Origin of the sequence: Rhodococcus sp. NPDC079359 (assembly GCF_040702585.1) — a bacterium.
In the GTDB taxonomy this organism is placed as follows: domain Bacteria; phylum Actinomycetota; class Actinomycetes; order Mycobacteriales; family Mycobacteriaceae; genus Rhodococcoides.
The window spans coordinates 79,109-94,489 of record NZ_JBFBLH010000010.1; the positions used below are offsets into that span (position 1 = coordinate 79,109).

General features: G+C 64.9%; 13 protein-coding genes. 12 read left to right on the forward strand and 1 reads right to left on the reverse strand.

Annotated features, from left to right (window positions below; genetic code table 11):
* Positions 1-142: 142 nt before the first annotated feature.
* The 12 genes from sucC to AB0362_RS21170 all read left to right on the forward strand — a co-directional run bounded on the left by sucC (position 143) and on the right by AB0362_RS21170 (position 14,801).
* A complete protein-coding gene (sucC, locus tag AB0362_RS21115; protein WP_032377331.1) occupies positions 143-1,306 on the forward strand; it encodes an ADP-forming succinate--CoA ligase subunit beta in 1,164 nt (387 codons plus the stop codon).
* An 8-nt stretch (positions 1,307-1,314) separates the two neighbouring features.
* Positions 1,315-2,226: a succinate--CoA ligase subunit alpha gene (sucD, locus tag AB0362_RS21120; RefSeq protein ID WP_068050146.1), complete on the forward strand. Its 912-nt coding sequence runs from the start codon at positions 1,315-1,317 to the stop codon at positions 2,224-2,226.
* A gap of 133 nt (positions 2,227-2,359) precedes the next feature.
* Entirely contained in the window at positions 2,360-2,707 is a 348-nt protein-coding gene (locus tag AB0362_RS21125; RefSeq protein ID WP_317547754.1) for a DUF2200 domain-containing protein, read from the forward strand.
* 68 nt (positions 2,708-2,775) lie between these two features.
* On the forward strand, positions 2,776-3,999 hold the full coding sequence (locus AB0362_RS21130; protein WP_188078541.1) for an acyl-CoA dehydrogenase family protein: 1,224 nt from the start codon (positions 2,776-2,778) through the stop codon (positions 3,997-3,999).
* Positions 4,000-4,104: 105 nt separating this feature from the next.
* Entirely contained in the window at positions 4,105-5,229 is a 1,125-nt protein-coding gene (sfnG, locus tag AB0362_RS21135) for a dimethylsulfone monooxygenase SfnG (RefSeq protein ID WP_149405125.1), read from the forward strand.
* Positions 5,230-5,324: 95 nt separating this feature from the next.
* Positions 5,325-6,536 carry a DUF5336 domain-containing protein gene (locus AB0362_RS21140; protein ID WP_317547751.1) on the forward strand — a complete coding sequence of 404 codons (1,212 nt, stop codon included), beginning with the start codon at positions 5,325-5,327 and terminating at the stop codon, positions 6,534-6,536.
* 71 nt (positions 6,537-6,607) lie between these two features.
* Entirely contained in the window at positions 6,608-8,089 is a 1,482-nt protein-coding gene (locus AB0362_RS21145) for a DUF6350 family protein (protein WP_317547750.1), read from the forward strand.
* Between the two features lie 71 nt (positions 8,090-8,160).
* Entirely contained in the window at positions 8,161-8,784 is a 624-nt protein-coding gene (gene purN, locus AB0362_RS21150; RefSeq protein WP_316629424.1) for a phosphoribosylglycinamide formyltransferase, read from the forward strand.
* Positions 8,781-10,334 (forward strand): bifunctional phosphoribosylaminoimidazolecarboxamide formyltransferase/IMP cyclohydrolase, encoded by a 1,554-nt coding sequence (purH, locus tag AB0362_RS21155; protein ID WP_317547749.1) that lies wholly within the window; start codon positions 8,781-8,783, stop codon positions 10,332-10,334. The genes purN and purH overlap by 4 nt, the downstream gene beginning before the upstream one ends.
* A gap of 149 nt (positions 10,335-10,483) precedes the next feature.
* Positions 10,484-11,353 (forward strand): DUF559 domain-containing protein, encoded by an 870-nt coding sequence (locus AB0362_RS21160; RefSeq protein WP_366236134.1) that lies wholly within the window; start codon positions 10,484-10,486, stop codon positions 11,351-11,353.
* 116 nt (positions 11,354-11,469) lie between these two features.
* Positions 11,470-12,855, forward strand: coding sequence for an ATP-binding protein (locus AB0362_RS21165; RefSeq protein ID WP_149405130.1), 1,386 nt, complete (start codon positions 11,470-11,472; stop codon positions 12,853-12,855).
* Positions 12,855-14,801, forward strand: a complete 1,947-nt coding sequence (locus AB0362_RS21170; RefSeq protein ID WP_094639538.1) for a VWA domain-containing protein — start codon at positions 12,855-12,857, stop codon at positions 14,799-14,801. The genes AB0362_RS21165 and AB0362_RS21170 overlap by 1 nt, the downstream gene beginning before the upstream one ends.
* Here AB0362_RS21170 and AB0362_RS21175 read toward each other — a convergent pair.
* On the reverse strand, positions 14,782-15,372 hold the full coding sequence (locus AB0362_RS21175) for a DUF1707 domain-containing protein (protein ID WP_317547745.1): 591 nt from the start codon (positions 15,370-15,372) through the stop codon (positions 14,782-14,784). The genes AB0362_RS21170 and AB0362_RS21175 overlap by 20 nt on opposite strands.
* Positions 15,373-15,381 lie beyond the last annotated feature (9 nt).

Consider the following 15,381-nt stretch of genomic DNA (forward strand, 5'->3'; position numbering starts at 1 on the left):
CGCTTCATCGAGCCGGTGGCGGTGAGATAGGCCACATAGCATGCATGCGCCCGATGCGCTGTCGGGACACCTGGATAAAGTCCATGCTCAGACCCGCTCACACCCCTGGAGCGGGCGTCAACGTAGACGAGACGGTGAGCTGATGGATCTCTTCGAATACCAGGCGAAGGAATTGTTCGCCAAGCATGGCGTACCCACCTCCGCCGGTCGTGTCACCGACACGGTCGCCGGAGCAACACAGATTGCCGAAGAAATCGGCAAGCCAGTAATGGTCAAGGCACAGGTCAAGGTCGGCGGCCGCGGCAAGGCCGGTGGCGTCAAGTACTCCAAGGACGTCGCAGCAGCCACCGAGAACGCAGAAGCGATTCTCGGACTCGACATCAAGGGCCATGTCGTCAAGAAGCTTCTCGTTGCAGAAGCCTCCGACATCGCCGAGGAGTACTACATCTCCTTCCTGCTCGATCGCACCAACCGCACCTACCTCGCAATGTGTTCGGTCGAGGGTGGCGTCGAAATCGAGGTGACGGCGGAGGAGAACCCCGACGCACTCGCACGTATTCCGGTCGACGCCGTCAAGGGTGTCGACCTTGCTTTTGCTCGTGAAATCGCCGAAAAGGGCAAGCTTCCCGCCGAGGTGCTCGACGCCGCTGCGGTGACCATCCAGAAGCTGTGGGAGGTCTTCATCAACGAAGACGCTCTCCTGGTCGAGGTCAACCCGCTGGTTCGCACCCCGGACGATCAGATCCTGGCCCTCGACGGCAAGGTGACGCTCGACGCCAACGCAGACTTCCGTCAGGCCGGCCACGCCGAGTTCGAGGACAAGGACGCAGCCGATCCCCTCGAGGCCAAGGCCAAGGAGAACGACCTCAACTACGTCAAGCTCGACGGACAGGTCGGCATCATCGGAAACGGTGCCGGACTGGTCATGTCGACCCTCGACGTCGTCGCATACGCGGGCGAGGCACACGGCGGCGTCAAGCCCGCCAACTTCCTCGACATCGGCGGCGGCGCCTCGGCCGAGGTCATGGCCGCAGGCCTCGACGTCATCCTCGGTGACGAGCAGGTCAAGAGCGTGTTCGTCAACGTCTTCGGCGGAATCACCGCGTGCGACGCAGTAGCCAACGGCATCGTCGGCGCACTGAAGAAGCTGGGCGACGACGCCAACAAGCCGCTGGTCGTCCGTCTCGACGGCAACAAGGTCGAAGAGGGCCGCAAGATTCTCGCCGACGCCGCGCACCCGCTGGTGACGCTCGCCGGAACCATGGACGAGGGCGCCGACAAGGCCGCCGAGCTGGCAGCGAAGTAGAGGAAACAATGTCTATCTTTCTGAACAAGGACAACAAGGTCATCGTCCAGGGCATCACCGGCGGCGAAGGCACCAAGCACACCGCCCTGATGCTCAAGGCCGGAACCCAGGTCGTCGGTGGCGTCAACGCACGTAAGGCCGGCACCACGGTCAAGCACGTCGACGCCGACGGCAACGACATCGAACTCCCGGTCTTCGGCTCCGTCGCCGAGGCCATGGAGAAGACCGGAGCGGACGTCTCCATCGCGTTCGTCCCGCCGGCATTCTCCAAGGACGCCATCGTCGAGGCCATCGACGCCGAGATCCCGCTGCTCGTCGTCATCACCGAGGGCATCCCCGTGCAGGACTCCGCGTACGCGTGGGCCTACAACGTGGAGAAGGGCAAGAAGACCCGCATCATCGGGCCCAACTGCCCCGGAATCATCACCCCCGGTGAGGCTCTCGTCGGCATCACACCCGCCAACATCTCGGGAACCGGCCCCATCGGCCTGGTCTCCAAGAGCGGCACGCTGACCTACCAGATGATGTTCGAGCTGCGTGACTTCGGCTTCTCGACCGCCATCGGCATCGGCGGCGACCCGGTCATCGGAACCACCCACATCGACGCCATCGAGGCGTTCGAAGCGGATCCCGACACCAAGATCATCGTCATGATCGGTGAGATCGGCGGCGACGCCGAAGAGCGCGCAGCCGATTACATCAAGGCCAACGTGACCAAGCCGGTCGTCGGCTACGTCGCAGGCTTCACCGCGCCCGAGGGCAAGACCATGGGCCACGCAGGCGCCATCGTCTCCGGCTCGCTGGGAACGGCGCAGGCGAAGAAGGACGCACTAGAGGCCGCAGGCGTCAAGGTCGGCAAGACGCCGTCCGAGACCGCTGCCCTCGCGCGCGAAATCCTGGAATCGCTTTCTGTGAAGTAAGTTTCACATCGTAAGGAGCCCGCCACCGAATCCGGTGGCGGGCTTTTTCGTGCGCGCGCCCGCTTCGCGTCAATGGACCACTGCACACGTCTGGGCGCGGCAAAGTCACATTCACGCGGCGGGGTCTAGATTGATGCGCGTGCACAGGATCTTCACCACCGCCTTCAGCTCGGTCTATCCGCACTACGTGAACAAAGCCGAGCGAAAAGGCCGGACGAAAGCGGAGGTCGACGAGATCATCCGCTGGCTCACCGGTTTCGACCAGTCGGCCCTCGACCGCCATCTCCAGGCCGAAACGACGTTCGACGAGTTCTTCGCGGCAGCGGACCTCAACTCGAACGCGACCCTGATCACCGGAGTCGTCTGCGGCATTCGCGTCGAGAATGTCGAGGACCCTCTGATGCAGAAAATCCGCTACCTGGACAAGCTGATCGACGAGCTTGCCAAGGGCAAGAAGATGGAGAAAATTCTGCGGAGCTGAGGGCGCTGTTGAAATCACGCTGATTCGAAGTGTGGTCCCGGGCTCGGAGCCGGACTTCACTGTGCGTCATGACAACCACAGAAAATCGCGCCCTCACCAAGAACTGGCCCGACGCCCCCACCACTGCTGCCGGGTGGATTTCCCGCGCGGGTGAGGTAGCTCAACTGCTCGCTGTCGATGCCGTCGCTCGCGACAAGGGCCGCGAGATTCCCACCGCCGAGGTGCAGTTGCTCAAGGACGCGGGCCTGGTCACCCTGCTCGGCCCCGTCGAACACGGTGGTGGCGGACAGGATTGGCCCACGGCGTATCAAGTGATTCGCACCGTGTCGAAGGCCGACGGTTCCATCGGTCAGCTGCTCGGATACCACCTGCTGTGGTTCTGGGCTGCGCGGCTCGTCGGAACTCCCGAGCAGATCGAGGCCGTCGAAGCGGACGCGACGAAGAACAAGTGGTTCTTCGGCGGTGCCGTCAACCCTCGGGACAACGATGTCGCCGTCACCGACGAGGGCGACACCATCGTGTTCGACGGCTCCAAGACCTTCTCCACCGGCAGTCGGGTCTCCGACGTCACCGTGCTCGAAGGTGCTCTCGAAGGCAGCACCGATCACGTGTTCGCGATCGTGCCGTCGAACATCGAGGGCTTGTCCTTCCACGACGACTGGGACAACATCGGCCAGCGTCAGACCGAGAGCGGCAGCGTGACCATCGACAAGGTTCGCGTCGACTGGGCCAGCGCAGCAGGGTTCGTGGACAAAGCTTTTCAGCCGCGCGTCTACAACACCCTCAACGTTCCGACCATCCAGCTGGTGTTCGTCAACTTCTACCTCGGAATCGCGAGGGGCGCACTCGAGGAGGCCGCGTCGTACACCAAGGACAAAACCCGTGCGTGGCTGCACAGCACCGTGGACAAGGCCGTCGACGAGCCGTACATCATCGACATCTACGGCGATCTGACCTCCAAGCTCTGGGCCGTCGAAGCTCTCGCCGACGCAGTGGCGTTGGAAGGACAGAAGATTCACGACAACGCCTGGAACGTCACCGCCGAGGAGCGCGGTGATCACGAGGTACGCGTCGCCGCCGTCAAGGCTCGCGCCACCGAGGTCTCGCTCGAGATCACCTCGACGGTGTTCGAGGCGCTCGGTGCCCGAGCCACGGCCAGCAAGTACGGCTTCGACCGCTTCTGGCGCAACGTACGTACGCACACCCTGCACGATCCGGTCGCATACAAGCGACGCGAGGTCGGGCGCTGGGTTCTCACGGGCGAACTGCCCGAGCCCACCTGGTACTCGTAGTCCCGACCTTTCTGGCCCCGATCCGCCCCCGATTTCCGGATGAATGTGCCATTCACACCATCTGAGTGCGTGGATGGCACATTGATCCGTCGAAGGATGACGCACATGAGCACCGAAAAAATCACCGACGCAATCAAATTCGCATACTGGGTTCCCAATGTCTCGGGAGGTCTGGTCACCAGCACCATCGAACAGCGCACCAGCTGGGAGTACGAGTACAACAAGAAGCTGGCGCAGACGGCCGAGAACAACGGTTTCGAGTACGCCCTGAGTCAGGTTCGCTACGAAGCCAGCTACGGGGCCGAGTTCCAGCACGAGTCGACCAGCTTCTCGCTCGCGCTGCTGCTGGCCACCGAGCGGCTCAAAGTCATTGCCGCAGTGCATCCCGGGCTGTGGCAGCCGGCGGTACTGGCCAAGCTCGGTGCCACTGCCGATCACCTCTCGAACGGCCGATTCGCCGTCAACGTCGTCAGCGGCTGGTTCAAGGACGAGTTCACCCACCTCGGCGAGCCGTGGCTCGAGCATGACGAGCGGTACCGTCGCAGTGCAGAATTCCTGCAGGTGCTGCGCAAGATCTGGACCGAGGACGACGTCGACTTCCGCGGCGACTTCTATCGGATCCACGACTTCACCCTCAAGCCCAAACCGCTGAACACTCCCGACCGCCCCAACCCGGAACTGTTCCAGGGCGGCAATTCGTCTGCAGCGCAGGAGAATGCCGGACGGTACTCGGACTGGTACTTCAGCAACGGCAAAGATTTCGACGGCGTCACCGAGCAACTCGACAACCTCCGACGCGTCGCGCGTGATCATCAGCGCGAGGTCAAGTTCGGACTCAACGGCTTCATCATCGCGCGAGACAGCGAGAAGGAAGCCCGAGACACGTTGCGCGAGATCATCGAGAAGGCGAACAAGCCCGCTGTCGAAGGGTTCAAGGGCGCGGTGCAACAGGCGGGCAATTCGACGGGCGACAAGAAGGGAATGTGGGCCGATTCGACGTTCGAGGATCTCGTTCAGTACAACGACGGCTTCAAGACGCAGTTGATCGGCACACCGGAGCAGGTGGCCGAGCGCATCGTTGCCTACCGTCGCCGCGGCGTCGACCTGATTCTCGGCGGCTTCCTGCACTTCCAGGAGGAGATCGAGTACTTCGGGGCGAAGGTCCTGCCGCTGGTTCGGGAACTCGAGGCCGCCGAGGCGAACGACCAGGAGTTGGTGGCAGCCCGCTGACCTTTCGGTTCCGTGATCGGTCGGGTCCGTGCAGTAGCGTGAGTTCTCGGACCCGACCGACCTGGGGTACGGACAATCTCAGATGAGGAGACGCGATGACCTACTCGCCCGGCGGCCCTGAAACAGGGGGCTCCAACTCTGGTGGCTACGGCGGAGGTGGCCCGTCCTACGGCCCGTCGTCCTTGCCGAATCAGCCGTCGTCCAACCCGCAGGGTCATCCAGGACAGAACCAGCCCTTTCACCAGCCGTCGGTGTCCAATCCCTTCGGCCCTCCGGTGCCGGGCACCTCGGCACCGGCCGGACCAGGGCCGGCCGCGTCCGGACGTAAGTCGCCCGGATCAGGTCTGGCGAATCTGCCGAAGATTCTCACGTTCGTGATCCTCGGGCTCGGCGTCGTCACCTTCCTGCTCGGCCTGCTGGACCTCGTCACCGCCGAGGTCACCTCGTCTCAGGAACTGCCGAGCAGCATTCAGACGTCGTTCAGCACCACCTTCTTCGCCTCCGGCGGAAGCGCCGTGTCGGTTGCTCTGCTGCTGGCAGCGGGCTTGATCGCCGGTGCCTCGCTCATACAGAAGGACGCCAGGAACCAGGCCGTGGTGGCCGCCCTGGCGATCGCCGGCTGGCTGGTGCTGGTCTTCCAGTCGTTCAGTCTGCCCAGCGCAGAGGGCAACGAGTTCGCCAGCACCACCAGCTCGCTCGGTATCGGTGCGATCCTGGTGCTTGTCCTCGGCTTCGTCCAAGCAGCCGCCGCGGTGCTGGCACTGTTGCTCGACGCGGGCATCGTCAAGGCTCCGGCTCCCAAGCCTGCGGGCTACGGCAACCAGAATCAGCAGCCCGGATACGGCCAGCAGAACCCGTACAACGCGCCGACGACGTCGTTCGGTGGGCCCTCGCAACCGCAGGCATACGGCAATCCGCCGTCGTACGGTCAGCCCCAGGGAACCTCGTCGAACTTCGGTCAAGGTCCCAGCGGTCAAGGTCTCAGCGGTCAAGGTCTCAGCGGTCAAGCACCGAGCGGACAGGCCTCGGGTCAGCATTCCTACAACCCGGGTGGGCAGCCGCCGTACGGACAGTCCGCCCCCAACCCCTCGTCGCCCCAGGGCGGCTATGCACCGCCGCCGTACACCGGTCCGAGCGGGCAGGCCTATCCGCCGAACCAGTACCAGTACGGCCAGCCTTCGGGATACGGCCAGCCTCCGGCGAAGTCGGACGAGCTCGAATCGGGCGAGCAGTCGACGCCGTACGGCGCGCCCACGCAGTCGTTCGGTGCCACTCCTGCTGTGGACGACGAGAAGAAGCACGACTGATTCAGGCATCACAACCCACTTCGCGGCGCGCCTGACCGGCGCGCCGCGAAGATGATGCGACTCTCGTTGCGATGAGCGATCTATTGAACCGAGAGACGCGACGCGCGGCCGCCCGGGCTCCCCGCGCGAGCACCGGACCGACGCCCGATCAGTCGCGCATGCTCGCCGCAGTGGCCTTCAAGACCTCCGGACTGGTCGTGGTGATCGCGACGACCCTTGCTCTGGTCACCCTCGTCTCGGCCAACAGCGACCTCACCGGAACGCTCGGAGCGATCGCCGGTTCGTGGTTCGCCGTGCACCTGGTGCCCCTGAGTATCGGCGGCACATCCCTCGGCGTCGCACCGCTGCTGCCGACCCTGATCATCGGCTGGTCCGTCGCTCGTACCGTCCACCACGCGGTGGACTCCGACACCGACCGTCGCGTGCTTCGGTGGGTATTCGCGGCGTCGATGGCCGGCCCGCTCGCCGTCACCGCCATTGCTCTGGCCGTCGCCAAGGACGCGTCCACCGTCATCGGACTGTCCAGTCCCAATGCTCTCGTTGCCTTCTCCTGGGTCGCAGGCGTGCACGCGGCCGCGTCCGGAACCGGTCTGCTCTTCGCGTGCTGGGACTCGGTGGTGATCCGCCGCGGACTTCCGGACTGGGTTCGCGCGCTCGTTGCGCCCTTCGTGCGCGCGCTGTCGATCCTCGCTGCAGGCGGGGCGGCGGTCGTACTGCTCGCCCTGCTCGTCTCCTGGGAGACCGCCGGCGCACTGCTCGAGAGCGGAGGCGATGTCGTCGGCATGCTCGGGCTGACCGTGCTGTCCGTGCTCTATCTCCCCAACATCGTCATCGGTGCACTCGCGGTGGCCACCGGTTCCACAGCCGGGTTCGGCGACGCGTCGGTCAGCCTGTTCTCCACCACCGGAGGACCGCTACCGCCGCTGCCGATCCTGGCCGTCCTCCCCGAGGGATCGGCCCAGACGATCTGGGTCGTCATGCTCGTCGTCCCGATCGGCGCCGGGCTACTGCTCGGCCGCGACTGCGCCATCCGCAGCGCCGACATCCAGGTTGCAGTGTCCTCGGTATGGGCCGTGGCGGCCGCGGCCGGAGCGCTCGCAGCACTGCTCGGCTACGCCGCAGGCGGAAACCTGGGCACCTTCGGCACCGTCGAAGTCACCGTCTGGAGCTTCGGGCTGCTGACGTTCGCGTGGCTGGCCGTCGTCGGTTCCGCCTCCGCAGCCTTCGTCGTGTGGCGTCGAGCAGAACCCGAGCCGACTCGCGACGAGCCCGTTCCGACTCCGGTACCTGCGGCCGAGCTGGCTATCGAACCTGCCCCATCCGAACCTGCCCCATCCGAGCCTGACCCGTCCGAGACCGCCCCGTCCGAATCGGAGGACGACGAACAGACCGAGGTGGTCGAGGATGTCGTCGAGGCGGAGGTCGTCGACGACGTCCCGGCAGAGATGCCACCGGCCGAAGAACCGGACGCGACCGTCGAGGCCGCTACCGCCGAACCGTTGGATGCCGAGATCGTCGCACCTCCCGGAGATCAGGACGGACCTGCCCGGTAGGGCTCGACGGCGCAGCGACTAGGCTTTCCGCTGGCTCGAACGATCCGCCTCGACAATTCAGGAGTAGTGCGCTGACTGCCTTGCGTGAGACACCCGCGCGGGTCGTCGTCCTCGCATCGGGGACCGGCTCGCTTCTGCAGTCGCTCATCGCCGCGACTGCTGCCGAGAGCTATCCCGCGCGCATCGTGGCCGTCGGAGTCGATCGAGAGTGCGACGCAGCCCGCCGTGCCGACGAGGCCGGAATGCCGAACTTTCGAATCGGATTGAAGGACTACGCCGATCGAGCGCAGTGGGACATCGCGCTCACCGACGCCGTTCTGGCGCACGAGCCCGATCTCGTCGTCACCGCCGGTTTCATGAAGATTCTCGGCCCGCAATTTCTCGGGGCCTTCACCGGACGCATCGTCAACACTCACCCCGCGCTCCTGCCATCGTTCCCCGGCGCACATGCCGTGCGGGACGCACTCGACCACGGCGTCAAACTGACCGGTTCGACGGTTCATCTGGTCGATTCCGGCGTCGATACCGGGCCGATCCTGGCGCAGGAAGCCGTGCCGGTCCTCGACGGCGACGACGAAGCTGCTCTGCACGAACGCATCAAGATTGTCGAGCGACGGTTGCTGGTCGACGTGATCGCAGCCGTGGCCACCACAGGTGTCACCTCCGATGGACGAAAGGCTCAGATAATCCGATGAGTGAACGTAAAGCAGTGCGCCGCGCGCTGGTCAGCGTCTACGACAAGACCGGACTGATCGAACTGGCGACCGGCTTGCACGGTGCGGGCGTCGCTCTCGTGTCCACCGGATCGACGGCGAGCAAGATCGCCGACGCCGGAATCCCGGTCACCAAGGTCGAGGATCTCACCGGATTCCCCGAGACCCTCGAAGGTCGCGTCAAGACGCTGCATCCTCGCGTGCATGCCGGCGTGCTCGCCGATACCCGTAAGCCCGAACATCTTTCGCAGCTCGAGGAATTGGGCATCGAGGCCTTCGAGCTCGTCGTGGTGAATCTGTACCCGTTCACCGAGACCGTCGCCAGCGGGGCGACGCCGGACGAATGCGTCGAACAGATCGACATCGGTGGACCGTCGATGGTGCGCGCCGCAGCCAAGAACCACCCCTCGGTTGCCGTGGTGGTCGATCCGTCCCGCTACGAAGACGTGCTCGCGGCCGTGGCCGGTGGCGGATTCACCCTCGCCGAACGGACTTCCCTTGCGGCACAGGCTTTTCAGCACACGGCCGCCTACGACGTCGCGGTGGCGTCGTGGATGAGCAATGTGCTGACCCCCGATACCGAATCGTCGTTTCCGGAATGGATCGGCGGAACCTGGGATCGCTCGGCCGTGCTTCGCTACGGCGAGAACCCGCACCAGGCTGCGGCGCTCTACGTCGATCCTGCGAGCTCCGGCATCGCGCAGGCGGAGCAGCTGCACGGTAAAGAGATGTCGTACAACAACTTCACCGATTCCGATGCGGCGTGGCGGGCGGCGTTCGATCATGCCGAGCCCACCGTCGCGATCATCAAGCACGCCAACCCGTGCGGTATCGCCGTCGGCAACGACATCGCCGAGGCGCACCGCAAGGCCCACGCCTGCGATCCGGTGAGTGCCTACGGCGGCGTCATCGCAGCCAACCGCGAGGTCACCGTCGAGATGGCCGAGCAGGTGGCCGAGATCTTCACCGAGGTCATCATCGCGCCGTCCTACGCCGACGGTGCTCTCGGAGTGTTGCAGCGCAAGAAGAACATTCGTGTACTGCTGGCGGAGGCTCCGTCCACCTCGGGCGTCGAACTCAAGCCGATCTCCGGCGGCGCACTGCTGCAGCAGCGCGACGTTCTCGACGCAGACGGCGACAATCCTGCCAACTGGACCCTCGCTGCCGGCGAGCCCGCCGACGAGCAGACCCTGAAGGATCTTGAATTCGCCTGGCGCGCAGGTAGGGCCGTGAAGTCCAACGCGATCCTGCTCGCCCACGGAGGGGCGTCGGTCGGTGTCGGAATGGGCCAGGTCAACCGCGTCGATGCCGCCCACCTCGCCGTCCAGCGAGCCGGGGATCGCGTCGTCGGCTCGGTGGCGTCCTCCGATGCCTTCTTCCCGTTCCCCGACGGTCTGCAGGTGCTGATGACAGCAGGCGTCAAAGCCGTTGTGCAGCCCGGTGGTTCGGTACGCGACAACGAAGTGATCACAGCGGCACAGGATGCAGGCGTGACGCTGTATCTGACGGGTTCGCGACACTTCGCGCACTAGTGCGTGATGCCGAGTTCGCAGTTATGCAGCCACATACCTCACTTTCGGCCGCATAACTGCGAACTCGACAATCTGTGGATGGATGAAAAGTTATCCACAGAGTGCACAGTGGGCCGTTTCAGGGGTGTCGACCCTGCCAGGGTTGAGCCATGGGGATTCAGGTCGGACCGTTTCGGGGTTCGCAGGCAATACGCTCGGGCGCTCTCAGCAGGCACGAGCTGAGTCGCAACTATGTGAGGGTCTTTCGCGACACGTATGTCTGCGACGGGACCGTTCTCGATGCGCGAACGATGGCCGTCGCCGCATCGATCTGTGTCGGCGATGGTGCCGTGATTGCAGGGGTCTCCGCGGCGGCAGTCCACGGCGCGAAGTGGATCGACCCGAGCGCTCCGCCGAGTGTGCTGGCGAACGGAAGGTCGCATCAGTTGCCCGGTCTGCGAATCCATCGCGATGCCTTCGACGGCGATGATGTGTGCGTCGTCGGGGAAATTGCTGTCACCACACCGGTGCGCACGGCATTCGATATCGGGCGCTGGGTCCAGCCGCCACTATCCGTGGTCCTCCTCGACTCAGTGGTTGCTGCAACCGGGGTAGACGTGGAAGCTGTACGTGCTTATGCGCAGCAGCGGCCGGGCATCCGAGGCATTCGGTGCCTGTTCAGTGCACTCGATGTCGTCGACGGTGGAGCGGAATCGCCACAGGAGACGCGCACCCGGCTCCTACTGGTCGGGGCAGGCCTGCCGAAGCCCGAGACACAGGTCGAGATCCGCGACAGTTCCGGCAGGTTCGTGGCGCGGATCGACCTGGGGTGGCGTCGTTGGCGGGTGGGGGTCGAGTACGACGGCGTTCACCATTGGCTCGACGAGCGTCAGCGGACCCGTGACATCGAGAGGTCAGAGGAATTGCAGCAGTGCTATTGGCAGATCGTTCGGGTCAATTCCGAGCAACTGCGGCTGCGACCTCACGACGTTGTGGCACGCGTCAGAGCCGCGCTTCGAGCGGCAGGCGCACCGGTGTAGCGAGCTCGCACTTATGCGGGCGATTTGTCCAGTTCAGGTGGCATAGGTGCGAGCTCGACGGAACCACAACCGACCACTAGATGGCAGCTTTCGGCAAACGCTCGTAGCGTGGAGAAGTGACCTCTACCAAACCTGGCATCTCCACTCTCGGCGAACTCAAGGCATCCGGACATCGGCAGCGGTCGATCAAGGAAGAGCTGCGGGAAAATCTTCTGAAGGCATTGCGCGACGGCACAGATCCGTGGCCGGGGATCGTCGGATTCGGCTCGACGGTGTTGCCGCAGTTCGAGCGCGCGATTCTGGCCGGTCACGACGTGGTTCTGCTCGGCGAGCGCGGTCAGGGCAAGACGCGACTGCTGCGCACCCTGAATTTGTTGCTCGACGAGTGGGTGCCGGTGATCGCCGGAGCCGAACTCGGTGAGCATCCCTACGAGCCCATCACCCCTGCCAGCATCAGGAAGGCGAAGGAACTCGGCGACGACCTTCCCGTCGAATGGCGGCATCGCAGCGAGCGGTATGCCGAGAAGCTCGCGACCCCGGATACCTCGGTGGCCGACCTCGTCGGTGACGTCGATCCGGTGAAGGTGGCCGAGGGTCGCAGTCTCGGCGACCCGGAAACCATCCACTTCGGACTGGTCCCTCGCAGCCACCGCGGCATCGTGGCGATCAACGAGCTGCCGGACCTTGCCGAGCGCATCCAGGTGTCGTTGCTCAACGTCATGGAGGAGCGCGACATCCAGGTTCGCGGCTACACGCTGCGCCTGCCCCTCGACGTCATGTTGGTCGCGAGCGCGAACCCGGAGGACTACACCAATCGCGGACGCATCATCACCCCGCTCAAGGACCGATTCGGAGCCGAGATCAGGACTCACTATCCCCTCGAACTCGACGCCGAGGTGGCCGTCATCGATCAGGAAGCCGAGCTGCAGGCCGCGGTCCCGACCTACCTGCTCGAGGTGTTGGCCCGATTCACCCGACTGCTGCGCGAGTCGCCGTCGGTGGACCAGCGCTCCGGCGTTTCCGCCCGATTCGCGATCGCCGCAGCCGAAACCATCGCTGCCGCAGCCGTTCACCGGGCCGCGATCCTGGGGGAGGCCGAGCCCGTGGCCCGGCCGGTGGATCTCGGCACCATCATCGAGGTGCTGCGCGGCAAGGTCGAATTCGAATCCGGCGAAGAAGGCCGCGAAATCGAGGTGCTCGAACACATGCTGCGCCGCGCGACTGCGGACACCGTCCGAGCACACCTCGGCGGCATCAACCTCGCAGCTCTGGTGACGGCAGTGGAGACCGGCGAACCGATCGTCACCGGCGACCGCATCACCGCCAAGGCGCTGCTCGACGAGTTGCCCGACGTCGAGGTCATCGGCGACATCCACGAGCGGCTGAACGCCACCTCGGACGGGGAGAAGGCGGCCGCCGTCGAACTCGCTCTCGAGGGCCTCTACCTCGCGCGTCGCATCTCGAAGGACCCCGACGACGACGGTCAGACGGTGTACAGCTGATGCGTCGCTCCAGATACGGGCGGTATCACGACGGTCCGGATCCCCTTGCGCCACCGGTGGATCTGCGCGAGGCGCTCGACGCGATCGGCGAGGACGTGCTCGAGGGCGCGTCACCGCGTCGGGCATTGCAGGAGATGCTGCGGCGCGGGACGAAGAACATGCGTGGGCTCGACGACCTGGCCGCGCAGGCGGCGAAGCGTCGTCGAGATCTGTTGAAGAAGAACAACCTCGACGGCACGCTGCAGGAAGTACGTGAGCTGCTGGACAAGGCAGTACTCGAGGAGCGCAAGGCGTTGGCGCGTGCCCTCGACGACGATGCTCGCTTCCAAGAGATGCAGATCGGCGATCTGTCTCCGTCCACTGCGCAAGCGGTGCAGGAGCTTTCGGACTACGACTGGCGGTCGTCCGAGGGTCGCGAGAACTACGAGAAGATCAAGGATCTGCTCGGACGCGAAATGCTCGATCAGCGTTTTGCCGGCATGAAGCAAGCCCTCGAAGGTGCCACCGAGGAGGACCGTCAGGCCATCAGTGACATGCTGAAGGACCTCAACGAATTGCTCGACGCCCACAACAAGGGCGAGGACACCGACGAGCAGTTCGAGAAGTTCATGGACAAGCACGGTCAGCATTTTCCGGAGAACCCCGAGAATGTCGACGAGCTGTTGGATTCGCTCGCGCAGCGGGCTGCGGCGGCGCAGCGGCTACGCAACTCGCTCACGCCCGAGCAGCGGGCCGAGTTGGATGCCTTGGCACAGCAGGCCTTCGGCGACTCGAATCTGCTGAATCAGCTCGATCAGCTCGATCAGAACCTGCAGCAGGCCCGGCCCGGTGAGGATTGGGACGGCTCGCAGAACTTCCGCGGCGAGAACGGTATGGGGCTGGGCGACGGTACCGGCGCGCTCCAGGACATCGCCGATCTCGAGAACCTGGGTAACCAACTGTCGCAGCAGTACAACGGTGCCGCACTGGACGACATCGATGCCGACGCGTTGCTGAAGCAACTCGGGCCCGAGGCGGCGGCCGATGCCAGAATGCTCGCCGAACTCGAAAAAGCCCTGCAGCAGCAGGGTTTCATGGACAAGGGTGCCGACGGGCAATGGCGTCTGTCACCCAAGGCGATGCGTCAGCTGGGGCAGTCCGCGCTCAAGGACGTCGCGGGAAAGCTGTCCCGACGCGGCGGCGAGCGAGACACCCGCAAGGCAGGTGCGATGGGGGAGCCCACCGGAGCGTCGCGAGCGTGGGAGTTCGGTGACACCGAGCCGTGGGACGTGACCCGCACGGTCAACAATGCGGTACTGCGCTCGGCGGCAACAGGATCGGGCTTCCCGGTGCAGTTGCAGGTGACCGATGTGGAGATCAGTGAGACCGAGACGCGAACGCAGGCAGCGGTGGCGCTGCTGGTCGACACGTCGTTCTCGATGGTGATGGACGGCCGCTGGGTGCCGATGAAGCGCACGGCACTGGCGCTCAATCACCTGGTCAGCACCCGATTTCGCGGTGACGACCTGCAACTCATCGGATTCGGCAGGCACGCACAGACATTGACGGCCTCGGAGTTGGCCGGGTTGGACGGTGCCTACGATCAGGGCACCAATCTGCATCACGCGCTGATGCTTGCGGTGCGGCATCTGCGGCGTCATCCCAATGCGCAGCCCGTGGTGCTGATCGTGACCGACGGGGAGCCGACGGCGCATCTCGAGCCGGACGGTCACGCGTACTTCGACTACCCACCGTCTTCCAAGACACTTGGACTGACCGTGCGCGAGCTCGATACCGTCGCGAAACTCGGGGCGCAGGTGACGATCTTTCGGCTCGGCGACGATCCCGGCCTGGCTCGGGTGGTCGACAAGATGGCCGAGCGTGTGGGCGGACGCGTCATCGCGCCGGATCTCGACGGACTCGGTGCCGCGGTGGTGACCGACTACCTCAAGCGTCGGCGATCCTAGGTTTGTCGGGGTCCTTGATTTCGACCGACACCCCACCCCAGAACGCGAAGCCAGTGACGACCACGCGCGGTGCGCCGGGGTGGGCCGCGCTGACGTGCTCGAATCCGCCCATGATCCCCATGCCGCGGACCTCTACGCTCACTCCGGGCGGCACGGTGACCTCGATGCCGCCCATGATGGCCACGCAGTTGATGGTGGTTTCCTCGGCGGAGAACGATGCACGGCGTAGGTCGAGTTCGATGCCACCCCAGAAGGCGAACGCGTCGATGCGCGCCGCCGCGGTCCACTCTCCTTTACGCATGGCACCGCTCATGATGGCGATCACGCGGTCGTTCGCGGAGCCACCGGATGGTGCACGTGCGGGAGGCGGAGACAGGACCAGGTCTCCGGTCAGTACGTCGAGTTCGCCGTAGGTCTTCGCCCGGTACACCGCTGCCGTGCGTTCGTCGTACTCGGTGACGGTGAGTTGGCCGTTCGCGAAGGCATCGCTCAGCAGCTGCGCGACCAGATTTCTGTCCGCATCGGCCGCGCGAATCCGGCTTCGATCTCGGTCTGGCAGATGATCGCTCACCGCCCGGAC